The sequence below is a fragment of the Marinomonas algicola genome, from assembly GCF_014805825.1.
In the GTDB taxonomy this organism is placed as follows: domain Bacteria; phylum Pseudomonadota; class Gammaproteobacteria; order Pseudomonadales; family Marinomonadaceae; genus Marinomonas; species Marinomonas algicola.
The window spans coordinates 3,105,174-3,129,541 of sequence record NZ_CP061941.1 but is presented as its reverse complement, the minus strand read 5'-3'; the positions used below and the strand labels follow the sequence as shown (position 1 = coordinate 3,129,541).

The 24,368-nt window shown below is 39.9% G+C and carries 22 protein-coding genes; 20 read left to right on the top strand and 2 right to left on the bottom strand.

Features of this window, described 5'->3' with window-relative positions; genetic code table 11:
- Positions 1–52: 52 nt before the first annotated feature.
- A complete protein-coding gene (gene bioA / locus IEZ33_RS14355) occupies positions 53–1,360 on the bottom strand; it encodes an adenosylmethionine--8-amino-7-oxononanoate transaminase (RefSeq protein WP_191600715.1) in 1,308 nt (435 codons plus the stop codon).
- 87 nt (positions 1,361–1,447) lie between these two features.
- Positions 1,448–1,822 carry a ComF family protein gene (locus IEZ33_RS14350; RefSeq protein ID WP_191600714.1) on the bottom strand — a complete coding sequence of 125 codons (375 nt, stop codon included), beginning with the start codon at positions 1,820–1,822 and terminating at the stop codon, positions 1,448–1,450.
- A 393-nt stretch (positions 1,823–2,215) separates the two neighbouring features.
- Between IEZ33_RS14350 and bioB the strand changes: the two genes are divergently transcribed.
- The 20 genes from bioB (at position 2,216) to fliM (ending at position 24,359) form a co-directional block, all read left to right on the top strand.
- Positions 2,216–3,277, top strand: coding sequence for a biotin synthase BioB (gene bioB / locus IEZ33_RS14345; protein WP_191600713.1), 1,062 nt, complete (start codon positions 2,216–2,218; stop codon positions 3,275–3,277).
- Positions 3,270–4,442 (top strand): 8-amino-7-oxononanoate synthase, encoded by a 1,173-nt coding sequence (gene bioF, locus IEZ33_RS14340; RefSeq protein ID WP_191600712.1) that lies wholly within the window; start codon positions 3,270–3,272, stop codon positions 4,440–4,442. Before bioB ends, bioF begins: the two co-directional genes overlap by 8 nt.
- A 28-nt stretch (positions 4,443–4,470) precedes the next feature.
- Entirely contained in the window at positions 4,471–5,268 is a 798-nt protein-coding gene (locus IEZ33_RS14335; RefSeq protein ID WP_191600711.1) for an alpha/beta fold hydrolase, read from the top strand.
- On the top strand, positions 5,243–6,040 hold the full coding sequence (gene bioC, locus IEZ33_RS14330; RefSeq protein ID WP_191600710.1) for a malonyl-ACP O-methyltransferase BioC: 798 nt from the start codon (positions 5,243–5,245) through the stop codon (positions 6,038–6,040). The genes IEZ33_RS14335 and bioC overlap by 26 nt, the downstream gene beginning before the upstream one ends.
- 2 nt (positions 6,041–6,042) lie before the next feature.
- Entirely contained in the window at positions 6,043–6,735 is a 693-nt protein-coding gene (bioD, locus tag IEZ33_RS14325) for a dethiobiotin synthase (RefSeq protein WP_191600709.1), read from the top strand.
- A gap of 60 nt (positions 6,736–6,795) precedes the next feature.
- Entirely contained in the window at positions 6,796–7,266 is a 471-nt protein-coding gene (locus IEZ33_RS14320; protein ID WP_191600708.1) for a helix-turn-helix domain-containing protein, read from the top strand.
- Positions 7,266–8,420: a sensor histidine kinase gene (locus IEZ33_RS14315; RefSeq protein WP_191600707.1), complete on the top strand. Its 1,155-nt coding sequence runs from the start codon at positions 7,266–7,268 to the stop codon at positions 8,418–8,420. The genes IEZ33_RS14320 and IEZ33_RS14315 overlap by 1 nt, the downstream gene beginning before the upstream one ends.
- Position 8,421: 1 nt before the next feature.
- Complete coding sequence (locus IEZ33_RS14310) at positions 8,422–9,765, top strand: sigma-54-dependent transcriptional regulator (RefSeq protein WP_191600706.1); 1,344 nt, start codon at positions 8,422–8,424, stop codon at positions 9,763–9,765.
- Positions 9,766–9,833: 68 nt separating this feature from the next.
- The gene (gene fliE / locus IEZ33_RS14305) at positions 9,834–10,196 is read left to right on the top strand and encodes a flagellar hook-basal body complex protein FliE (RefSeq protein WP_191600705.1); all 363 of its coding nucleotides are present in this window, start codon (positions 9,834–9,836) and stop codon (positions 10,194–10,196) included.
- A 25-nt stretch (positions 10,197–10,221) separates the two neighbouring features.
- Positions 10,222–11,889, top strand: coding sequence for a flagellar basal-body MS-ring/collar protein FliF (gene fliF, locus IEZ33_RS14300; RefSeq protein ID WP_191600704.1), 1,668 nt, complete (start codon positions 10,222–10,224; stop codon positions 11,887–11,889).
- Positions 11,890–12,903, top strand: a complete 1,014-nt coding sequence (gene fliG, locus IEZ33_RS14295) for a flagellar motor switch protein FliG (protein WP_191600703.1) — start codon at positions 11,890–11,892, stop codon at positions 12,901–12,903.
- 3 nt (positions 12,904–12,906) lie between these two features.
- Entirely contained in the window at positions 12,907–13,833 is a 927-nt protein-coding gene (locus IEZ33_RS14290; RefSeq protein ID WP_191600702.1) for a FliH/SctL family protein, read from the top strand.
- Positions 13,820–15,139, top strand: a complete 1,320-nt coding sequence (fliI, locus tag IEZ33_RS14285; RefSeq protein ID WP_191600701.1) for a flagellar protein export ATPase FliI — start codon at positions 13,820–13,822, stop codon at positions 15,137–15,139. Before IEZ33_RS14290 ends, fliI begins: the two co-directional genes overlap by 14 nt.
- Before the next feature lie 58 nt (positions 15,140–15,197).
- Positions 15,198–15,635, top strand: coding sequence for a flagellar export protein FliJ (fliJ, locus tag IEZ33_RS14280; protein ID WP_191600700.1), 438 nt, complete (start codon positions 15,198–15,200; stop codon positions 15,633–15,635).
- Positions 15,636–15,658: 23 nt separating this feature from the next.
- Positions 15,659–17,614, top strand: coding sequence for a hypothetical protein (locus tag IEZ33_RS14275; RefSeq protein ID WP_191600699.1), 1,956 nt, complete (start codon positions 15,659–15,661; stop codon positions 17,612–17,614).
- 38 nt (positions 17,615–17,652) lie between these two features.
- Positions 17,653–19,560, top strand: coding sequence for a hypothetical protein (locus IEZ33_RS14270; RefSeq protein ID WP_191600698.1), 1,908 nt, complete (start codon positions 17,653–17,655; stop codon positions 19,558–19,560).
- 158 nt (positions 19,561–19,718) lie between these two features.
- A complete protein-coding gene (locus IEZ33_RS14265) occupies positions 19,719–20,738 on the top strand; it encodes an ATP-binding protein (protein ID WP_191600697.1) in 1,020 nt (339 codons plus the stop codon).
- A gap of 76 nt (positions 20,739–20,814) precedes the next feature.
- Entirely contained in the window at positions 20,815–22,737 is a 1,923-nt protein-coding gene (locus tag IEZ33_RS14260; protein ID WP_191600696.1) for a flagellar hook-length control protein FliK, read from the top strand.
- Between the two features lie 123 nt (positions 22,738–22,860).
- Positions 22,861–23,385, top strand: a complete 525-nt coding sequence (locus IEZ33_RS14255) for a flagellar basal body-associated FliL family protein (RefSeq protein WP_191600695.1) — start codon at positions 22,861–22,863, stop codon at positions 23,383–23,385.
- Positions 23,386–23,390: 5 nt separating this feature from the next.
- The gene (gene fliM, locus IEZ33_RS14250; RefSeq protein WP_191600694.1) at positions 23,391–24,359 is read left to right on the top strand and encodes a flagellar motor switch protein FliM; all 969 of its coding nucleotides are present in this window, start codon (positions 23,391–23,393) and stop codon (positions 24,357–24,359) included.
- Positions 24,360–24,368: the final 9 nt, after the last annotated feature.

Below are 24,368 nucleotides of genomic sequence, written 5' to 3'. Positions count from 1 at the left end.
ATTGTTCAAATACACTTGCCCCCACTTGCTGTCTATGTGGGGGGTCTTGTATTTAGTTTTTTGTATTATAAGCTAATGATTTAGTGACGTTATAAATCGCGTTTCCAAGAGTTTCAAGGTCTTCGTTGCTGATGATGTAAGGGGGCATTAAGTAAATAAGTTTACCAAATGGTCTGACCCAAACGCCTTGTTCAACAAAAAGAGGTTGAATCTGTTGTTGGTTCACTGGTGAGGTTAGTTCTACTACACCTATGGCACCCAGGCATCTTACGTCCGCTACATTCGCTAGAGACCTACATCGCTTTAAACTCTCCGTAAGCTTGCTTTCAATTGTCTGGATTCGAGAGGTTAGGTCGTATGAACTTAAAAGTGATAGGCTGGCATTGGCGGCAGAGCAGGCAAGTGGGTTACCCATAAAAGTAGGTCCATGCATAAATACGCCACCTTTATCGCTAATTCCTAGAGCAACTTTGTCATTGGTAATTGTGGCGGCAAGAGTAATGTAGCCGCCGGTTAATGCCTTCCCTACACACATTATGTCTGGCGAAATGTTACAGTGATCGCTTGCAAACATTTTTCCAGTGCGGCCAAATCCAGTAGCGATTTCGTCGAAAATTAAGAGTAAATCAAATTCCTCGCACAGAAGTTTCATTCTATCCAAATACAATGGGTTATAGAAACGCATTCCGCCAGCATTTTGTACAACAGGCTCTATAATTAATCCAGCTACTTCTAAATGAGTTTTCTCTATTATTTGGCGTACTTCCGTTAAATAGTCTTCATCAACGGGTGTGTTGATGCCAGTTGGTGGTGATGGGATAAAGTGTTGCTTAGTGAGTGCCCCTTCAAATAGCCCATGCATACCATTTATTGGGTCGCATACCGACATGGCGGCAAAGGTGTCGCCGTGATAGCCGTTTCGTGGCGTGATGAATTTTTTTTTGTTTGGTCGTCCAGACGAGTGCCAGTATTGAATGGCCATCTTTAAGGCCACTTCCACAGAGACAGAACCTGAGTCGGAAAAGAAAACTCTTGAAAGCCCATGTGGTGTGATATCTGAGAGCTTCTCCGCCAGCTTAATGGCTGGTTCATGTGTTAATCCGCCAAACATTACATGAGAAAAATCATCAATTTGTGATTTCATTGCGTTGTTAATAACCGGATGACTGTAGCCATGAATGACACTCCACCAAGAAGACATGCCATCAATTAACTCTTTGCCATCGGATAAGGTGATGCGAGATCCTTGAGCCTTTTTTACTAAAAAATGCGGTGCAGGGTGACTCATGGACGTGTAAGGGTGCCAAAGGAGTTCTTTATCTAGTTGTATTAACGCTTCATCTGTATGTTGTTGGGGCATGAAATCATCATCTAAGTAGTAAAATTAAGGGTATCTTAAAGAAAGTGGCTTCTCAGTGAAAGCGTCTAAAAGGTAGATGTCTCTATTTTAGGGTGTTCTTGCTAAGGACCAAACATCAATTCTTTCCACTCCATGTTTAAATAAGGTGGTGGTACAGGCGTCAATAGTGCTGCCTGTAGTGATTACGTCGTCTATTAGAGCAACGTGCTTCGCCACTTTGTTTATGACTTGGAATGTGTTTTTTTGTGCCGTCAATCTGTCCTTTTTATTGAGTGTGTGTTGAGCGGCTGTATAGGTGTTTTTTATCAGGCTATTTGAATTTATATTTATCTTTTGAGATAAATCATGCCGAATAAAGTTGGCCATGAGTCGGGTATGGCAAAACCCTCTTTGTTTAATGCGTGTTGCATGGCTTGGAAGGGGAATGATTTCTTTAGGCCATGGGGTGTTTTGATAGTGCATTTCCAGCGCGTTGACTAAATAGGGTATAAGTGCACGTAGAAAGTGAGTGTGCTGTTGAAACTTTATCGCTTTAATTATGTAGGATGTCAGATCTTCGTATTGGAGTGGGGCTATGATTTTTTGAGCTCTCAGGTTCTTATGGTTTTTTTGGCAATCCCCACAAAGTACTAAATGTGTTTTTGTAGGGCGAGCGCAGCATTTGCAGTGTGATTTATTGAAGGAGATGTAAGGGAGGCAAAATTCGCAGATGGCATTTTTTGACGGCGCTTCGCATAGTAAGCAATGTTTGTTAATTGTTAAGTAGTAAACCTGTGTGGTTATATGGGTTGACAGTGAGTTCCATTTCATTAGTATTGCCTTCCTTAGTTATACAATAAAATTTTTGAGGTAAATATGTCTGCAAACTCGTCTTTTGAGCTAAAACACGATTGGACTGAAGCTGAAGTTCACGCTTTGTTTAATCTTCCTTTTATGGATTTGTTATTTCAAGCGCAGACAATTCATCGAGCAAACTTTACGCCAAATGAGGTTCAAGTCAGTACTTTAATGTCAATCAAAACAGGCGCTTGTCCAGAAGATTGTAAGTATTGTCCTCAAAGTGGACATTACAACACAGAATTGGAAAAAGAAAAATTAGCTGAAGTGGAAAAGGTGCTTTCAGAAGCCAATCGAGCCAAAGAAAAAGGAGCGACACGCTTTTGTATGGGAGCGGCTTGGAAGCACCCCTCAGAAAAAGACTTTCCTTATGTGCTAGAAATGATCAAAGGCGTTAAGGCGTTAGGTCTTGAGTCATGTGTTACTTTGGGGACTTTGAATGACAAGCAAGCGCAGATGTTATCTGAAGTAGGATTAGACTATTACAATCATAACTTGGATACCTCTCCTGAGTTTTATGACAGCATTATAACAACACGCTCTTACCAAGAAAGGTTGGATACTTTGTCACGCGTTCGTGATTCAGGTATTAAGCTTTGTTGTGGTGGTATTATGGGAATGGGTGAAGAGCAAAGAGATCGAATTGGATTGTTGCGTCAACTCTCACAAATGACACCTCATCCAGAAAGTGTGCCAATCAATATGTTGGTTAAAGTTGAAGGCACACCAATGGCAAATGTAGATGATTTAGAGCCTTTTGAGTTTATTCGAACCATCGCTGTTGCTCGCATTATGATGCCAATGTCCCATGTCCGTTTATCCGCTGGGCGTGAAGGTATGAATGAGCAGATGCAGGCTTTGTGTTTTATGGCTGGTGCAAACTCTATTTTTTATGGAGAGAAATTGCTTACCACACCAAACCCAGAAGCGCATAAAGATATGCAGCTATTTGATAAGTTAGGTATTAATACGGAAAAAACAGAAGCGCTTTCTGATGAAGCCGAAAAAGAAGCTTTGTTGGTTCAAGTTAAAAAACAGCAAGAAGATAGGCTTTTTTACGACGCAAGTGTTCATGTTTGATTTACCTGATTGGATGAATGAGTCGCTTGTTGATCGACAGCAAGCGAATCTAATTCGAAAATCAGTCGTTCTCGACGGACCGCAAACACCTCATACCGTGATTGACGGTAAGCCTTATGTTGCTTTTTGCTCAAATGATTACCTAGGATTAGCAAATCACCCCGTACTAAAGAAATCCCTCAAATGCGCCGTTGATGACTATGGCGTTGGTAGTGGTGCATCGCATCTTGTTGTTGGTCATTCTTTTGCTCATCAAAAGCTTGAAGAAGATATTGCTCAATGGCTAGGCTATGAAAAGGTCATGTTATTCAGTGCCGGTTATATGGCTAATTTGGGTGCTGTTACCGCATTAGGCCATAAAACGAGAGAGGTAATCGGTGATAAGTTGAATCACGCTTCTCTTGTTGATGGAGCAAAACTATCAGAGAGTCGTTTACGTCGTTATGTTCATAATGATGTTGCTGGCTGTGAACGGCTATTAAAAAACGCCTCTGTGGGGTCGCTGCTGGTAACGGATGGTGTATTTAGTATGGACGGTGATATGGCACCGTTACGTGAATTGGCGGCCCTAGCAGATCAATACAAGGCGTTATTAATGGTTGATGATGCTCATGGTATTGGGTGTATGGGAGACTCAGGCAGAGGGTGTTTAGGTGTTTCTAGTTTATCGTCAATAGAGGTTCCTATCTTAATGGGAACTTTTGGTAAGGCGATTGGAACGGCGGGTGCATTTATAGCAACCACTAGTGATATTGGCGAATACCTTACTCAATTTGCTCGCCCATATATTTATACGACCGCGATGTCTCCTGCTGTGGCTCAAGTGACTTCGGCAAGTATTCGTTTACTTCAGTCATCGGAAGGGGGTGAATTACGTGGTAAATTGGCGGAAAATATTCGTTACTTCCGGCAAAAAATGCAAGCCTATTCCTTAGAATTAATGCCATCATCTACGGCTATACAGCCAATTTTAGTCGGCGAAAGTTCGGTTGCATTAACAATGAGTGAGCAATTGAAGTCCAGGGGCGTTTGGTGTACGGCAATTCGGCCTCCGACAGTGCCTATCGGCCTAGCGCGCTTGCGTATTACCTTATCTGCCTCACATAGTTTGCAAGATATTGATATGTTAGTCTATGCACTAGAGCGTTCTTTGCCAAATCAGTAAATAAACATAGTCTATTAGGGTGAAAGCAATGCGATTTCAATTAGAGTACAGTTGTCTTGGCGAGCGTAGCAATCAGGCTATTTTTATGATTCCAGGTTGGGGCATGCCAAAGGAGAGCATGTTGCCATTTGCTGAGGCCTTAAGTGAAAAATTTTATATAGTGTTGGTGGATTTACCGGGTATTACGTCGAATAGCGACAGTTTGCAGTTGACTCGTTTAGGCATGAATTACGATATCGATGTATTGACTGAGCAATTTTTGGAAATTGCTCCTGATTCAAGTTGGTGGATCGGATGGTCTTTAGGTGGAATGATTGCCACTTACGTTGCGGCAAGACGTTCAAGTCGTGTTAAAGGTTTGATTACGTTTTCTTCTTCCCCTTGTTTTGTGAGGCAAGATGAGTGGCCTACAGGAATGGATGAATCATCGTTTAACAATTTTGCAAAACTGGTGCATGAATCTCCTGATACGGCTCTGAGGCGGTTTATTGCTTTGCAATCTAAAGGGGCTAATGACTCTCGAGTGTTGCAGAAGCAGCTAATAGAATATGTAAATCCTGAGGCGTTCAATGGTTTGGCGTTGGATGGAGGTTTACGGTTACTCAAAAATTTGGACGTTCGTAGAGAGTTTGCCTTACTCGATTGCCCAAATTTACATATCTATGGAAAACAAGATGCGTTGGTGCCCTATGACGTTTTGTCTGAGTTAGATCAGATAAGTGGAAAGCAGCGTGTTGAAGTAATTGATGGGTGTTCTCATCAACCTTTTTTAGAAAAAGTAGAAAAGAGCAAAGACTTAATTGAACAGTTTATTTATGGCGTCTAACCCTTCTACTCTCTATAAGCAGCAGCTAGCGAAGAGTTTTGGTCGAGCGGCTGTTACTTATGATCAGCATGCGGGTTTTCAGCATCAGGTATTAGCTTCCTTGATTTCAATGTTGCCTAAAAGTAGTTTTAGGCGAACCGCTGATTTAGGGTGTGGTACGGGTAATGCGTTGCCGGCTCTAATAACGATGTCAGATGAATTAATGGCGCTTGATTTGTCTGTTGAAATGCTCAATGTAGCACGCGAAAAAACGCCTAATGCGACTTTTATCTGTGCTGATGCAGAGCATCTTCCTTTTCCTTCCGACTCTGTTGATTTGTTTTTCTCCAGTCTAGCGATTCAATGGACCACGTCTCATTTCTCTTTGTTTAAAGAAATCAATCGCGCCTTAGAAAAAGGGGGGTATTGGTGCTTTTCCACTTTATGTGATGGTTCAATGCAGGAAATAGCCGATTCTTGGGAAAAGGTTGATGGCAGACTTCATAGTAATCAATATCCCCACTTTGAAGAAATACTTGCCAACTTGGTGCCGTCTGGCTTTGTGATTGAAGATCAAAAATGCACCGTTATTACAATGCATTTTGACTCAGTGCAGAGTGCGGTTTATTCCGTCAAAAAAGTGGGCGCAAGTGTCATTACCGATTCTGCCCATAAATCTTATGTAACCCCTTCTATTTGGCGGGAGTTTGTTGGTTCATATCATGCTTTACATGATGGTATTGGGATTCCTTTGAGTTATAGCGTGGCTTATGTTGTCGCAAGAAAGGTTTAAAAATGAAAAATAGTAAAAAACGTTTTTTTGTAACGGGTACAGATACGGATGCGGGTAAAACCTATGTTACGGTTGGTCTTTTAAAGGCGGCGGCGCGAAGGGATATTAAAAGTTTTGGATTAAAGCCAATTGCCGCGGGCGCAGCCCAAGTCGATGATGAACTCGTAAATGATGATGCTTTAATGATTCAAAAAGCGTCTTCAGTGAATATGCACTACTCTCAAGTAAATCCCATTGTCTTTGAGCCGGCAATTGCACCTCATATTGCGGCTCAAAGAGAGAGTAAGCTAATTACAGTGAGTCGTCTGGATGGTTTTATAAAGGGATCTTTATTGACCCCCCATGACTTCGCTTTAATCGAGGGCGCTGGAGGCTGGAAAGTGCCATTAAATGATAGGGAGTTGATGTCTGATTTAGCGAAATCGTTAGGTTTGCCTGTGATCCTAGTTGTAAATATGAAATTAGGCTGCATTAATCATACATTGTTAACAATTGAGTCTATAAAAAATGATGGCTTAGCTCTCTCTGGATGGATTGCTAACAGCGCTCAGGGTGCCATGTCTTGTTATAAAGAAAATCTGCAAACATTAAAGGCACTAGTTGATGCACCGTTTTTAGGTGAATTGGACTATTATCAAACTTATGAGTCATCTGATGCTAGGTTTGATTTAATTTTGGACGCTGTTTTGTCGTAGTTTCATGTCTCAATTCTAAGGTCATGCGTTTATATTGTTTATTAATGAACAGGAGCGTAGATGAAAGCACTAATTTATGGCTTAACAGCGTCTGAAGAGCGTGATGTCACTTTATTATTAAATTTTATTGGAGTGGGTATTATTGCCGGTGATAACATTGCCGATGATCCTAATTTTGTAATCATAGGATCGTTAAATGATTTTTATATCAACTCCTTAATTCCCGTTATTTGCTTGCGGTCTTCTGATGAGGTTAATTTGTCAGCGCCTACGTCTTGGTATTTACCTCTTCCTTGGCAATATGAAGAGCTGAAGCCCATTCTGCAAAAAATATCACGATTATCTAAATTACCTGCGATAAATGCGGTTGATTTAAACTTGCATGTTAAGCGGCTTGAATCACTTCTTATTCGACAGGCTCTTTTAGTCGCAAACGGAGTCGTTTCTAAAGCGGCCCAAAACCTGCAGATACAACGTACAACTTTGATTGAAAAAATGCGACGTTACAATATTGATAAATCGGAGTTTTAGTGACAAAAGATGAAGAAATAGCCGTTTTAAAAGCGGCTTTTGATGAGTTTTTGTTGTCATCAGAAGTCTTGGCCAATTCCTATAATGATTTGCAGAAGCAAGCTGAGGTTCTATCTGAACGATTGGCGTTTGCAGAGCAGGAGAAGGCCAAAGAAGAGAAAAAGAATCAATTATTACTGCGCCAATTCCAACAGCTGTTTGAATCTATGCCTGTAGGCGTTCTGTTGCTGAGTTCTGATGGCATGATTGTGATGGCTAATAGTGCCGCATCGCAACTCTTTTCCTCTCCACTAGTTGGGGAGTCCTGGTCAAAAGTCGTCTCTGAAAGTTTTTCCCCTAAACAGGATGATGGTTATGAAGTTTCTATGGTTAGTGGGAGGCGTGTTCGTGTTGAAACATCATCTCTTGGTGATGTTCCAGGTCAACTGGTCGTATTTGTTGATCTCACAGAAACGCATAAACTGCAAAAGCAACTGGCTCATCATGAAAGGTTGTCAAACATGGGAACCATGGTTGCCGCTTTAGCTCACCAGATAAGGACACCTCTTTCGACAGCGACGTTATATGCAGGACATTTACAGAAAGAGAATATAAGTCTAGAAAATAGGTTGAAGTTCTCGGTTAAGCTAATGGGACGATTGCAGCATATGGAAAGGCAAATCAGAGATATGTTGGTCTTTTCTAAAAGCGACGTTCGTTTAGACTCAAAGCTTAATGTGCTCGTGTTTTTAAAAGAGTTTAATGCGGCTGCCATTGAGGTTTGCCAGCAAAAGAATGCCCAATTAGAGTTTGATCTGCCTAAACTATTACCGGAATATCTTTTACAATGTAATAAAGATACCTTGATAGGCGCATTATTGAATTTAATTAATAATGGTATTGATGCACAAGATGAAGGTGGCGTTGTTAAAGTAAAAATAGAGATTAAAGACGCGTTTTTGAGTATTTATTGTATTGACTCCGGGGTAGGCATGTCTCCTGATTTGTTACAAAAAATACATCAGGGGTTCATTACGACTAAACAAAATGGAACGGGGTTAGGGATTATGGTGGTGAAAGCCATATCAAGGGCCCATCATGGTCAATTTGAACTCTTTAGTGAGTTAGGGCAAGGGACAACCGCATTGGTTCGTCTGCCATTAATAAGGGTATAAAATGTCAGAAGTGCAATTATTAATAGTTGAAGACGATAAAGCGTTAGCGGAAGCCTTAGAAGATACGTTAATGCTAGAGAATTATGAGTGCAAAGTGGCTTACAATGCTGAAGATGCTATCGTTATGCTCAAGCATAGACCGTTTGATATGGTGATATCAGACATTAATTTACCAGGTGTTGATGGCTATCATTTACTTAAACACGTAGTGGATCATTACCCTGATATGCCTATTATGCTTATGACGGCTTATGGCGACATATCCAAAGCGGTAGAGGCCATGAGAGACGGTGCTGTAGACTATTTGTTAAAGCCTTTTCAAGCCAATGAGCTTGTGTCTGTCGTAATGAAGCATACGAAAAGAAAATCGAGTGGAAAAAACAATCAACCAATAGCGATTGATAAAGCCAGTATTAGTTTACTTAACCTTGCTAAGCGCGTTGCTAAAACGGATTCAACCGTTTTAATCAGTGGTGAAAGTGGGACAGGGAAGGAGGTTTTAGCCAGTTTTATACATCAAAACTCTACTCGAGCTGATGAGCCTTTTGTCGCCTTAAATTGTGCCGCTATCCCTGAAAATATGCTCGAAGCGCTTTTATTTGGTTATGAAAAAGGCGCGTACACTGGTGCGGTGACTTCCCAAGCAGGAAAGTTTGAACAAGCAAATGGAGGAACCATTTTACTTGATGAAATTACGGAAATGGATATCGGCTTGCAGGCTAAGCTTTTACGCGTTATTCAAGAAAATGAGGTTGAAAGGTTGGGAGGCAAAAAGCCTATTCCTTTGAATATTCGGATTTTGGCCACCACAAACCGAGATCTTGCTGAATACGTTAAAGAAGGCGGTTTCCGGGAAGATCTGTACTACAGATTAAATGTCTTTCCTCTGAAATGGCCACCAATTAGAGAGCGTAAAGCCGATATTTTGCCTATTGCCAAAATGATGTTAGAAAAATACGCGTTGAAAATGCGTATACCACAGCCGGTTATGACTCTTGAAGCGCAAAGTAAACTCGAGTCACACCCATGGCCAGGTAACGTTAGGGAATTAGAAAATGTCATTCAGCGAGCGTTAATTTTATCAATGGATGATAAGATAGAAGCGCCACAGATTGTTTTTGATGCTATTAGCGCGGATGACTTGTCTGAGAACGAAGATATAGACGATAATGCGGCGTCAATTCTTGGGCAAGGTGTACAACAACATGAATTCAGAATTATTGCTCAAGCGTTAATCGACAGTAACGGAAAAAGAAAAGAGGTGGCTGAGAAACTGGGTATTAGCCCAAGAACATTACGGTATAAAATTGCAAAAATGAGAGAGTGCGGTTTAGAAGTTGATTGATTTTATATCATATTTCTATCATCTTTGTGCTAAGCTGCTTTAATAGGTAATTTTTTAGGATGGGTGCTATGGTCACAAACAGGCCAGACATAAATCAGGTTTTGTCTCAAATGAGAGACATGCGCTCACAAATTCAACAACCCGCGTCAATTACTAACCCTATAAATAAAGTAGGGGACATCGCCGGTGTTGAAAATGGTATTGAGCGGGCTGACTTTTCGGCAATGCTGAAAAATGCAGTCGATAATGTAAATACTCTACAAGCTGAGTCGAAAAATTTGGCTCAGTCTTATGAGCGAGGGGTTGAAGGTGTAGACCTACCTCAAGTAATGATCGGTCTTCAAAAGTCGAGTGTTTCTTTTGAAGCGATGACTCAAGTCAGAAATAAGCTTGTTGATGCATACGAAAAAATTATGAACATGCCTATTTAAGTTTAATAATCATTGGCTCTCTTAAATGGATAATGTTTCGGCTCAATCAGATCAAAAGCTCTATGTAGAATTGCTTACTGGCTTTAATAAACTAACTGTAATAAGGCAGTTGGCTTTAATGGTCGGCTTAGCTGCGTCTATAGCAATAGGTCTGGCGGCCGTGCTGTGGAGTAATGGCACCGAATATAAACCAGTTTTAAGCAGTATAACGGATTATAATGCGGATCAAATTGTTGAACTTTTGACCATTAATAATATTCCATTTAAATTGGATGAGAACACCGGTGCACTGTTAGTTGAATCGGATTCTTATCATCTAGCAAGGCTGAAACTGGCGGGCTCTGGTATTGTTAATGACAATATCATAGGTATGGAGATTATGGATCAAGAGCAAGCTCTTGGTACTTCTCAATTTGTTGAAAATGCCCGTTACCGGCGTGGTCTCGAGGGAGAGCTAAGTCGGACAATCACTAGCCTGCAAAGCATTAAATCAGCCAGAGTTCACCTGGCTATTCCAAAAGAGTCCGTCTTTGTACGTGACACACGCAAACCGTCAGCTTCTGTTTTTTTAGAACTTTATCCAGGACGCCGATTAGATTCGAGTCAGGTTGATGCCATTGTAAATCTAGTGTCTTCAAGTATTTCTCAATTAAATCACAAAGACGTGACGGTTGTGGATCAACGAGGCACTTTGTTAAGTCAAAAAGATCAAGACTCGGAACTCTCTATAGCCGGTAAGCAGTTTGACTACACTCGAAAAGTTGAAGATGTATTGCTAAGCCGCGTAAACAATATATTGAACCCAGTTGTTGGTGCTGGTCGCTTTAAGGCTGAAGTATCAGCGGATGTTGACTTTACTTCTGTTGAGCAAACGGACGAACAGTTTAACCCTGATTTGTTGGCTCTTAGAAGTGAGCAGACATTGAAGGAAAACCGTGCTGGAGTAGCCAATTCAGGTGTTCCTGGAGCCTTAACAAATCAACCTCCAGGAGCTATTAACGCTCCCGAAGTGGCTGATGTGAATGGAGCGAACGTAGGTGGTGATAATTCGCAAACTCCTGGGCAATCCAGACAAGAAACGACTCGAAACTTTGAGTTAGATCGAAGTATCAGTTATACGGTTCGTCAGCAAGGCACGATTAGGCGCCTTTCTGTCGCTGTGGTTGTTGATGATATTGCGTCAATTGACCCAGAAACGTCAGGGGTAGTAAGAACACCCTGGAGTGATAATGAGCTTCAACGTTTGACTTTATTGGTACGTGACTCTGTTGGTTTTGACCCCAGTCGGGGAGACAGTATCAATGTTGTTAACACGCCTTTTGCGTTACCTGAGCCGCCTGAACAAGCAGAAGAAATTCCTTTTTATCAGCAAACTTGGTTCCTGAATTTATTGCAGCCTGTCTTGGTTGGTTTCTTTGTTTTATTACTGCTGTTAATTGTTGTTAGGCCCATTCTTAAATCGCTTGGAGAGCAAAATAAAATTGCTGTTGCTGAAGATACTGAAGCCTCTATTTTCGCAGATGAAACAGACGAAATATCTGATGATCAAGTGTCATTGGTGAGTGCTGAAGATGTTATGGTTCCAGGATCTCCAGAAAAAATAGAAAGGCAATTAAATGCTATTCGAGGTCTAATAGCGGAAGAGCCAGAGCGAGTTGCTCAAGTTGTTAAACAATGGGTATTGGAAGAATAAATGAGTGAAGCAGATCAAGGTTCTGATTTATCGTCTGTTCAAAAAGCAGCTGTTTTACTAATGTCATTAGGTGAGTCCGATGCAGCTCAAATTCTAAAACATATGGGACCCAAAGAAGTTCAGAAAATTGGTCAAGCAATGGCTCAATTAGCGAATGTCCAACGTCATCAAGTCGAAAAAGTATTAGATGATTTTCTGGTGTTAGTAGGTGATCAAACCGGTTTAGGTTTGGGTGCTGACGGCTACATCAGGAATATGTTAAAAGAAGCGTTAGGTGATGAGAAAGCAAATAGCCTAATTGATCGTATTTTACTAGGTGGCAATACCACAGGGCTTGATACGCTTAAATGGATGGAGCCACGTGCGGTTGCTGATGTTATTCGCTACGAGCACCCTCAGATTCAAGCTATTGTTATTTCTTATTTAGATCCAGATCAAGCGGCCGATATTTTGGCCAATTTTGATGAACGTGTACGATTGGATATTGTACTTCGTGTCGCGTCTTTGGAAACGGTTCAACCAGCCGCGTTACAAGAGTTGAACAACATTCTTGAAAGGCAGTTCTCTGGTAATCAATCTACCCAATCGACTTCTATTGGTGGTGTTAGAACCGCAGCGAATATCATGAACTTTATTGATAGCTCGGTCGAAGCCGATTTAATGGAATCCATACGTGATGTTGATGAAGATTTAGCGAATACCATTCAGGATATGATGTTTGTCTTTGATAACTTGATGGAAGTGGATGATAGGGGGATTCAGGTTATCCTCCGTGAAGTTGAATCTGAAACCTTGATCCTAGCTCTGAAGGGGGCTGATCCAGATATGCAAGAGAAGGTATTTAAAAATATGTCTTCCCGTGCGGCTGATATGCTAAAAGATGATCTAGAAGCTAAAGGCCCTGTACGAGTCAGTGAGGTTGAGGTTGCTCAAAAAGAAATTCTTGCTGTTGCTCGAAGACTTGCTGATAACGGCGAGATTGTTCTCGGCGGCGGCGGCGAGGCAATGGTTTAATTAATGAGTGATGATGTAAATAAAAATGGAAAGAAACTGACGGCTTACGAACGTTGGGAATTACCGTGTTTAGAGGATAGCAATAAAAAGGTAGAAGAAGCCAAAAGTGGTTTGCTTATAAAAACGGAAGCCACTGTTACTTATGAAGAAGTGGATAATGATGAATTGGTATATGAGCCTCTAACGGCGTCACAGCTCGAAGAAATCCGTTCGGCGGCTTATGATGAGGGCTTTTCTCAAGGCCTTGATGAGGGTTCTGAGAAAGGTTTTGAACAGGGGCGTGCAGAAGGTTATACCGCGGGTCATGTAGAAGGTTATGAAATAGGTAAGGCAGAAGGTTTTGACGCTGGGCATAATGAAGCTAAGGATCAGGCGAACTCACAATTTGAGCAAATAGAGAGTGTACTAAAAACACTAGTAGAAGAGCTCTCCAAGCCTTTAGAGTCAACGCGTTCTATTATAGAAGAGACTGTCTATAAAACCATTAAAAGAGTGGTGGATAATATTGTTCAGTTAGAAATAAGTGAGCACTCTAGTCGTATTCTTAAGTCACAGCTTGCCTCCATATTTGATTCCATTGAGGACTATGAAGGAAAGATTAAACTTTCTCTTAATCCTAAAGACGTAGAATTATTAAATGATTATCAGGTCTTTAAAGGGTTTAATTTGTATCTAGAGCCTCTTGATAGTTTGCTTCCAGGTGGGTTTGTGTTGGAATCAAAAAACTTTTTTATTGATGGTGCAATTGAAAGTCGTTTAGAAAAGATTTTTTCTGAAATTGAACAGGTTAATACTCAGATCGATACTGAGATGACTGTCGATTCAGATACAGACATTGATCTAGGTGTTAATGCGGATGTAGAAGGTGACGCGGTTATCGGTGCTGATACAGAATCTGATATTGATAGAGACGCCAATGACTCTCACTGAACGTCTTAAAAAATTGGATCAAATTGGTGTTAGCCCTTTAAAAGCTACTTTTGAAGGTAGAATCACTCGAATGGTCGGGCTAACAATGGAGGCGGTTGGCTGTAAAGTCGCTTTGGGTGACTGTTGTGATGTTCAAGTAAAAAAAGATAGGTGGGTTGAATCTGAGGTTGTTGGCTTCACGGGTGAGCTCACTTATTTAATGCCTACAGAAGCCATCGATGGAATCCTTCCAGGAGCACGAGTTCGCCCAATTCTTGGTGATAGCATGATTCCGGTTGGTGATGCGTTATTAGGTCGAGTGATAAATGGGCTGGGTAAACCTTTGGATGGGAAAGGACCTATCAGAGCAAAGGACTATATTAGTTTACATACTACGACCATTAACCCGCTCCAAAGAAAACCTATTTCACAACCTTTAGATGTTGGAATTAAATCAATTAATAGCCTTTTAACCGTTGGTAAAGGCCAGAGATTGGGTCTGTTTGCAGGGAGTGGTGTTGGCAAGAGCATGCTGCTTGGTATGATGACTCGATTTACTGAAGCGGATATCACTATTGTTGGTTTAATAGGTGAAAGGGGAAGGGAGGTTAAAGAATTTATTGAGCAGATCCTAGGTGAAGAGGGCCTGGCTCATTCCGTGGTGATTGCTTCTCCTGCCGACGATTCCGCTTTAATGCGTCTGCGTGCCGCCGTGCTTACGACCAGAATTGCTGAGTATTATCGAGATCAAGGAAAAAACGTATTACTATTAATGGATTCGTTAACTCGGTATGCTCAGGCCCAACGTGAAATTGCTCTATCTGTTGGTGAACCTCCGGCCACAAAAGGGTATCCGCCCTCTGTTTTTTCTAAGTTGCCAAAATTAGTAGAGAGGGCTGGAAATGGCAAAGATGGAGGAGGCTCAATTACCGCATTTTACACTGTGTTAACGGAAGGTGATGATCAACAGGACCCCATTGCCGATGCGTCAAGAGCGATACTTGACGGTCATATTGTGCTTTCTCGGCGATTGGCAGAAGAGGGTCATTACCCTGCAATTGACGTTGAAGCCTCTATCTCAAGGGCAATGCCTCACATTGTGACTGATGCGCATATGAGTGGTGCTATGAGAGTGAAGCAGCTTTATTCAAAGTATCAACAAAACCAAGATTTAATTGCCATTGGTGCCTATGTTAAAGGTTCTGATCCTGATACGGATCAAGCGATTAAGTTAATGCCAAATATTAAAGGCTTTTTGCAGCAAGGTCTGAAAGAAAGTTTTACTATTGATCAAAGTCTTGAGGCCTTAGTTAAGGCGATGACTTGATCATCTTGTCTTAGTGGTTTTTAATGAAGACTATGACGTATATTAATGGAGTGCTGGTGTGAAAAAGTCCGCTCGAATGCAAATATTAGTAAATTTAGCAAAGCAAAAGGAAAATGATGTTGCTAAACGGTTGGCGGTCCAGCAAGCTCAAGTTGAATCTGAGAAAGAAAAATTAGTTCAACTGGAAGCGTATTCAGAACAGTATCGTTCTGAAAGAAACCTTATAGGGTTAAATGCGTTTTTGTCGACTAATTATCAGCATTTTGTTGATCGTTTGGGGCAGGCCATTGTGCAGCAAAAACAGCAGATTGCTCGAGTTGAGCAGGAATCTAATTTCGTAAGGAATCAGTGGGTAAAAGCGAGAGGAAAAACTGAGAGCATGGATTGGCTGAAAAACAAGCACCTTACTTCTGAAGCCTTAATTGAGGATAAAAGAGAGCAGTCTCAAAGCGATGAGTTTGCAATGCAGCGCTTTATTTTAGCAAAGCAATCGTAGTGTAGTGCATAAGGCAACGATTTATGTCATTTGATACGTCACTAGAAAAAAAAATACTTTATCTTCTAGATGACTTAGAGTTACTTGTTATCGGTATTGAAACACCGCCCCACAAACGTACTAAAGTGTTAAAATCGGCTTTTTTTAATATCTACTCTTTATTAGAGCATTCTCCTGTGGCAGGCTCCCCTCTGCTTGATTGGCTGCTAGCGAATAAATCTTTACTTTTAGCTTCCTCATTTATTTTTTCTGCACACCGAAGCCGTGCAGATGCTTTTATATTGTTTCTTCTAGACAGTATTCGTCAATCTCTTTCATTACTGGATTTTTACAAGAAATTATGTGATGCAGACCTTCAACATCAAGACGAACTCGTTGAAACGCTAAAGCAGATACTTGTTTCATTAAAGCAAGATAAGTCTCAACAAAAAGAATTTTCAACCTTCATCTCTTTTTTAAGGGAAGACGGCTCTGATATGGCGCCTTCGATATCGAATATGCTAATAAATGATGATATTGCCGCATTTAGGCTGACGAGTGTTAAGAACGATGTCGGGAATGTAGATCAATGTGTAGAGCTAAAAATTGAAGTGGATTCATTTTGTTCATTAGAATGGATACAGCAACGCTACCCCTTGTTAGGTTGGAGCAAAGTGCTTGATAGTCACTCTGCAGAAACCTTTATATATAAAGATATTATAGATTCTATCGAGCTTTATGAAGACAGTGGTGCTGCAGTTTCATCTGTGAGTGGTGGCTTTTGCGATTACTTAACTCAAAAAATAGAGGCGTATCGATTAAGGTACGCTTTTAAAATGGATGATTTAATTAAATCAGGTTCCAATATTTTTTTTAAGCAAAAGTTAGCTAATGTTTTTTTTCCAACTTGTATTAAAAAAGAAGTTGAGTTTTTTTTAGAGGACAAGCTAGCTTATGCCGACGGAAACCAGCTTATTTCTTATTTTCGTTTTAATGGAGAGTCTTATCTTTCGGTCTTGTCCTATTTATTTGAAAGCGATACTGAGACGTGCTCTTTAACTTCGGGCAAGTTAGATACAAGCAAAATGGTTAGCTTGCCTTTAGACGCTTCGCATTTCGATTTAAATAACTTTTTTTTATTAGAATACGACTCTTTATACCTAGATGTGTTGATTATAACGTTGAAAGAGAAAAGATACCTGGTTCCAAAATATCAAATCCTGGGTTTTACTCATTGTCAGAGTGATATTGTGGCTGATCAAAGTGGTGCTTCTTATTATGATCTGGACGGTTTAGATATCTTGGTATTTCAACATATTGATTGGTCAATTTCTCCGAAAAAATCAGTATTCAAAACGAAAAGCTCTGAAGACAAAAAAATTGTGTTTATTGAGCAGGCCGGCCTAATATTTGGTTTGCTTTGTGACTTCGTTAGTGAATCCACAACGGCCAGGAAGCTCAGTTCAAAAAACACTATGCTACCAACCTTAGCGGCTTTTTGGAGCACGAGGGAGGGAGAGGTTCTGGGCGAGTTTACGCCTTTACAAATTCCTGTTTTTTCAAAAGTTGAGGCGCTAAGCGAGGTTGCTAGTAATGAGGGGAAATCGTGCCAGATTGCTTTTTTAGGGCGGTATGATCGTACCTTAATCGCCGTTGAGCGTAACCTTGATTGCTCAATTGAAAATATAACAGTAGATAAGGTATTTGAACTGAATAAGCAAAATGATAATCAGTTGAGCTATTTTACCTTGTTCAAGGGTGTTATCTATCCCATTAAAAACCTAACAAGTGATTTTGACTCGAAAAAACTTCAGCGAGGAAGCCTTGTTTATTTTCACGAGGCCGATAAAAACTTTGCAATTTATTTTTCCTCAATTAGTTTTGACATAGAGTCGGTAATGATTAACGGAAGTAAAGTGTTACTATGGAACTCCCTAACGGCCTTTAAGTCGATTCGGTATGATGATCAAGAAATCAATGTGATAGTAAAATCAAGATAAAGTGGTCTATTTTATTAAATGACAATTAAGAAAATTATATGATGAAAAATAAAATCAAAATCACCCATGTCTATGCAAAACTGTGCTTTTTTACAGTGTTTTTTGTTGCTTTGGTTTTTTTTGTGGCCTCAAGCCTTTTTCATCATACCAGTCAATCTTCAAATAGTGCGTTAGTATCTAGAGATCAGGTGGCCAATATCAATTTTTTGCTAAATGAGCTCCAATATGAGGCTTCCGCCTATTTCAGTAATGGTGTTATGTCAAAAAATGAGCTATTTCGAAAGGCAGACTTAGTTCATACATCTATTAAACAGTCATCATTTGAACGCCATTTTGATTTTAACGCTGTTTTTTTTAAGCATTTACTTGAAGGAAACAATGAAACGTCTCTTGAGTATGTTGCTAAGAACAGAGAGTTAGGTAAAACCGTCTATTTGTCATTAGAAAAAGCGCACGATGATGAACTGGTTTATAGGGCAGACCTGTATTTAGATTGGGTGTTATTGTTTATTTTGCTTTTTTTGATTCTGTGCCTTTCACTCTTTTACTCTACTTTTAAGAGCAAAGTTCAAGATGACTTTGCTTGCATCCGATCGACTATTAAAAAATTTATGTCTTTGGATCTTGATGAAGGCTTAGGCTATGTAAATACCTATGAAATGGCTGAAATAAATGAGTTATTGATATTTTTGGGTGAGAATCAACTGTCTCCTATGAAAGAGTTGAAGGCAAAAGCTGAGAAATTAGAGTGTGTGTTTCAAGGCTCACCCATCCCTAGTATTTTGATTGACGAAGAGCATAAAATTCTAGAAATAAATGACTCATTTTACAGGCTATGGCAAGAGTCCGAAGGCGCTTTATCGACTCTGTTAGATGTACATTCTGATTCTAGCTTGATTGGTGAGTACATTGATGAATCTCGTTTTATCTGGTTGCAAGAATCTGAGCATAAAATTTTATTGGAGAACGGCCTATATAAATTAGAGCATTCTCCTATTATTCTTAATGATGCAAGTCGTGGTTGTGTTTTAACACTGGACTTTATTTCAGATCAAGTTGAATTAGGCGTAGTGCATAAATCAATTAAGTTAATGGAGCAAGGTGTATGGAATACACCAATTAGAGTAAGGAGAGGGCGATCGCCTCTAGCAGAAATAAGTCGTGGTTTGGAAAATATTAGATTATCAATATTGAAATCAAATACTCATGAAGCCTATGTACATAATGTTACTGAATTAGATGCATTTGAAGGATTGGATGATCTTGAAGAATTGGATGATTTTGAAGACTTAAGTGATCTGAGTGCATTGCACGTCCCCGCTGCGGCTAATTCTGGTGTGACGTCGGATTATCCTGAAGAGAGAGAACCTCCGCTTGCTCATACCGGAGAGGGTGCATTTCTGCCTGAATTCACTGTGTGGGAGGATGATTTACGTACAAGACTGTCTAGAATTTCATCTGAGTTATCTGAGCATTTAGAATCCACCGTTTTGTTGGGGTATGAAAATATTTTACAGAAGCTGCAAATTGTTCATAAAGAAATGCAAGCGAGTGGTCGTGCATTAAGTGAGTCGACACGCTTTTTAAATGAAGTTCGGGCTATAACTTTAAAAACGCTTCTTTTGGAGCAATCTAAAGGTGAAGTTGAAAGGAAGTCTATTGCCAAAGACATTAACCATGATGTCGACACTGTTATTTCATTACTCAGTGAGCTATCTGATGATGAGCAAAAAACAATTGATTTATTTAAATCCGAAATCAGTGTGGCGGAGTTAAGAAAAGACAAGGCATTTGAATACATTCATAACTTTGAGACTGATTTAATAAATAGTTGTTTAGAGATGTCGGATGAGATTATAAGACCTCTTTTTGATGCCCATCAACGGTCTGTATTGAGTTTAGCCCCTAACTCTGAACACATTGAAAATGAAAAAGAGAATGGTTAACAATTTTTGACATTGTTCGAGTGGCATTCGGTCTATAATAATTTTTACATTATTTAGCAGGGGGTTAAGTGGATAGTATTTCTATATGGTGCTCATTTGTCTATTTTAAAAAGTAGATGTATTCGTGCTTTATATGATTTTTATTTGCTTGAGACCAAATGACTCATTCCTTCCCTAAAGCATTAATAATCAGCGAATCTCCAGCTGAGATGAGGTTTTTATACGCTTTTCTTGTAAGTAATGGTTATGAAGTTGATGTATTTAATTGTCTAGATCAATTGAATTCGGTTGAATTGGCTGCAGTAAGTCTCTTGTGTGTCGACGTAGAGATGGACTCAGGTATAATTGAATCTATTTGTAAAGGGCTTTCAAAGACACATCTATCGCTTATATTATTTTCTTTTCCTCCTGATAATTTAGTGTTAACTCGTTGGGTAAATGAGTCGATTTTCCTTTCAATTGAGAATGGCTTCTCCATTTCTGTCGTGGTTGTTCAGATAAATAACCGCTTTGAATTGCAAGATGAGTCTTTTTTCAAGTCTGCTGCTTTTTCGCATCTTTGTTATTCTGCTAATGTCGTCTTGCCTTCCTATGAGGTGAACTGTGATCATGTAGTCGATTCAACACAGTCTTTCAGTTACTCATCTATTTCTTCATTTTCAGTAGAGTCTGCAACAAAAGACTGTCTAAGCTGTATTGAGTCTGAATACTTTCTTGATTCAACCGCTCTGCAGAGTGTTGACCCATTGCCTTTTATTTTACGTTCTACTGAGCTTATTCCAGGTTTACAGAAACATTCAAAGCCGTTATGTATGATAGTTTCAGAATTGTTTTCAAATGCATTAGAGCACGGGGTTTTAGGACTAAACTCAGATCTTAAAAAAACACCTGAGGGTTTTTCTAACTATTTTTTGGAAAAACAAAAGCGCTTAAAAGAGATTTCTAATGGTTTTGTGTCAATTAAAATGCATGCAAACCGCTCATTAATTGATCGCTCGGTCACTGTTGTTGTTGAAGATAGTGGAAAGGGATATAACCCTGATTTAATTGCTATCGAAGCCAATCAAGAGGGCGTTCCTTATAATAGAGGGTTATATTTAGTGAGATATTTGAGTGAAGAAGTGACGGTTTCACCTAAAGGGAACAAGACGACAATTCTTTTTAAATGGACTTTATAAGTTAAACACCTATAAAAAGTGTGTTTTGGCCTTAATTTTGCTACTTCATTAGTCGTGTAGTATTGGAGGGGTCACTATGCTAACGCAATTAGATAATTTTGTATCATCAGAAGCAAGTCGAAAAAATGTATCTCAATCATTGGGTGAGTCGCGTGCATTTAATTCAAATGCCAGAGATCTTAGTTTTGCTGACGCTCTCGATCGGGCCAGTCACAATCGCATTGAAAATAAAGAGGCCGTGACCAAAAAAAACGCCAATCAAGGTAATTCGACAACTGGGGAGAGTCGTTCCGAAGGGATGGCCGATCCAGAGAAGAAAACGCCCAAACTCAAATTAGAAAATGATCAAGATCAGAATACTAAATTTGATAAGAATGCGGATAGTAAAGCGGCTAATGACGAACTTAATGGCGGCAATGCGTTGCCTAAGACTGACTCAGATGTGCATCAAACTGAAAAAAAATCACTTAATACTCGTGATGAACCGCCTCAGAAGGAAGTTGGATCTGGGAACATTAGAAATGCTTTACCTACATATCAAGAATATGCAGCAAATCAGTCGTCATCCGATCTTGTCCAAATTACTATAAATGAAGAAGAATCTGCAAATTTAGAGTCGGCATCTGTTGAGCAACTTTCTAATGATGTAAATACAATATTATCTTTAGATTCAGAGTTGGTTGACAGTAATGAATCTGATAATGGAAAGGTCGCTATTAATGAATTGGCGATTGATCTAAATGTTGATGACAATGAAAGCTCGCCACTAAAACACTCTGGAACGGAAGAAAACCTATTTAACGTTAGCGCGGTGGAGAATCTACATCTCAACCTAGGTAATACTGACACTGTCGAAGAGCAAGTTGATTCAATTATTCTATCATTAAGCGACGATGGTATTACGGAGTCACTTGCTCCTGTAAGTGATGATGTAACCTTAGAGGACAAGCTTAAGCAAATTTTACAACTTGCCAATAATGGTGAAATAGATGCGTCCGTGTTAAATGACCTTGTGCCCGGGGTCACCAGTGACGGTGATATAGAAACCAGTGCTGCGGATGAGTTAGGCCCAGTAAATTTAACTTGGATTCTTGGGGAAATGAACAAGCAATCCGTTGATTCCGTTGGTGTTGATAAAGAGGGTGCTAACCAAAATCAAGAAGGGGTAATCCATGCTCAGGGCATGAATTCTTTATTTAAGAGTTCGAACACTGTTGAGCATGTGTCCTCTGGCCTAGATCCAGACTCTCTAAAAGATGAAAGTGCCCCCTTATTTGTAACCTCCTTAAAAAGTGACAATAAGACAACGATGCCATTTTCTAATGAGTTTAAGTTGCCTCTAGAAAATAAGTTGCCGCAACCGGAGGCTGACCCATCAATAGATGAGTTTATCTCTAGTGAATTTATTGATAATGAACTTTTGAAAAAATCAGCGCTTCTTGAATCAAAAATGGACAGCCTACAAGCCTCTAATCTAGATTCAAAATTAGTGACACCGCTTTCAACGGCAAGTGGCTCAACGGCTTTTACTATTACTTCCCAAGGTGTGCAGGTGTCTTCACAGTCGTCTTTAACAATGACAGCTCTACCGAATGACCCTAACTGGCCACAAGAAATGCAGGAAAAAGTTCGTTGGATAATGAAAGAAGGTATGCAAACGGCTGAAATACACCTTGATCCACCGGAATTAGGGAGCTTGACTGTAAAGGTGTCTTTAGATAGTGATGGGGCGAGTGTGTCATTTAGTGCCGCTACACCTCAGGCAAGAGATTTATTAGAAAATCAAATACAGAGATTGAGAGAATTGCTGGCTCAGCAGGGTATAGATTTATCAAAAGTAGATGTTAATGTTTCTCAAGGTCAGCAACAAGGTCAACATCAAGAAGAAGGAGGGGAGGGGAATCTTTCGAAAAATTCCGGTCTTGGCGCCGAGTTAGATGATATTGAAGAGGTAAACACATCTTATATAAATGCGACCGGAGTCGACTTTTATGCCTAGCGACTACTTTTCTATCTGATTTCATATAAAGTATGATTAGTCTTGGTTCGCAGACCGTATTTCTAATAAAATTTAGGGTACTATATTGATAATAACCCTATAGAAACATTATGAGAGTGTAAAATGGCTGAAGACGGATTAGATGTTGGGGAAGAAGGTGGTAAAAAAGGAGGGAAAAAGAAGCTAATTATTATAGTTGTGGCTCTTTTGCTCGTTCTTGGCGGCGGCGGTGCGGCGGCTTTTTTCCTTTTAGGAGGAGAAGATGAGTCAGGTGCAAGTGCGGAAGAAAGTGCTGAAATGAGTGGTGATGCCGGTGCTTCAGTTACTGGCCCTGCAATATATTTAGAGCTAGACCCTGCATTCGTTGTTGATTTTATTGTTGCGAACAAACAACGATACTTACAGCTTAATCTTACTGTGAAGTCTCGTGATCAAGTACAAATTGACGCAATAAAAATACATATGCCTCTTATTAGAAACAGTCTAGTGTTGCTTTTTGCTAATCAGAACTTCGATGAATTGCAGACATTGGAAGGAAAGATAGCCTTAAAAACCGCTTCGATCGAGTCCATAAATGGAATTTTAACTCAAGAAACTGGCTCGGGTGGTGTTGAAGATGTTTTGTTTACTAACTTTGTGATGCAGTAACGATTATGTCGGCACAAGATTTATTATCTCAAGATGAAATAGATGCCCTCTTACATGGTGCGGATGAAAAGCCAGAAGACGATGAACCGAAGGATCCCAATGGGATTTCATCTTATGATATAACGAGTCAAGAGCGAATTGTTCGAGGCAGGATGCCAACTCTTGAAATGATTAATGAGCGTTTTGCTCGCTATACTCGTATAAGTCTTTTTAACTTACTGCGTCGGACAGCAGATGTTTCTTCTGGCGGTTTACAGATTATGAAATTTGGAGAGTATGTGCATACGTTGTACGTTCCGACCAGTCTTAATCTTGTTAAATTCAGGCCGCTAAGAAGCACGGCTTTATTTATTTTAGATGCAAAACTTGTTTTTAAATTAGTTGATAACTTCTTTGGTGGTGATGGTCGTCATGCGAAAATCGAAGGTCGTGAATTTACGCCAACAGAAATACGTATTGTTCAATTAATGCTAGAACAGGTCTTTATTGATTTAACAGAGGCTTGGGCTCCTGTTTTAAAATTAGAACTAGAATACATCAGTTCAGAAGTAAACCCCGCGATGGCGAACATTGTTAGCCCGAGTGAGGTTGTTATTGTTTCAACTTTTCATATTGAGTTAGATGGTGGTGGTGGCGAATTGCATATCACATTACCTTATTCAATGATTGAGCCCGTTCGAGAATTGTTAGACGCTGGCGTACAAAGTGATGTTGATGAAAAAGATGAGCGTTGGGGTAAATCGTTAAGGCAAGATGTTGAAGATCTTAATGTAAATTTAACCGCGACGGTCGTTCAAAAAAAGATTAGTTTAGCCGATGTTGTTAAGTTCAAAGCTGGGGATGTGATACCAATAGAAATGCCAGAGCATGTTATTGTTAAAGCCAATGGGATACCAACAATTAGAGGTAAACTTGGGGTGAGTAATGAAAGATACTCTGTTCAAATGGTTGATAGTATTAAAATTGTAAAATAATGAGTGAAT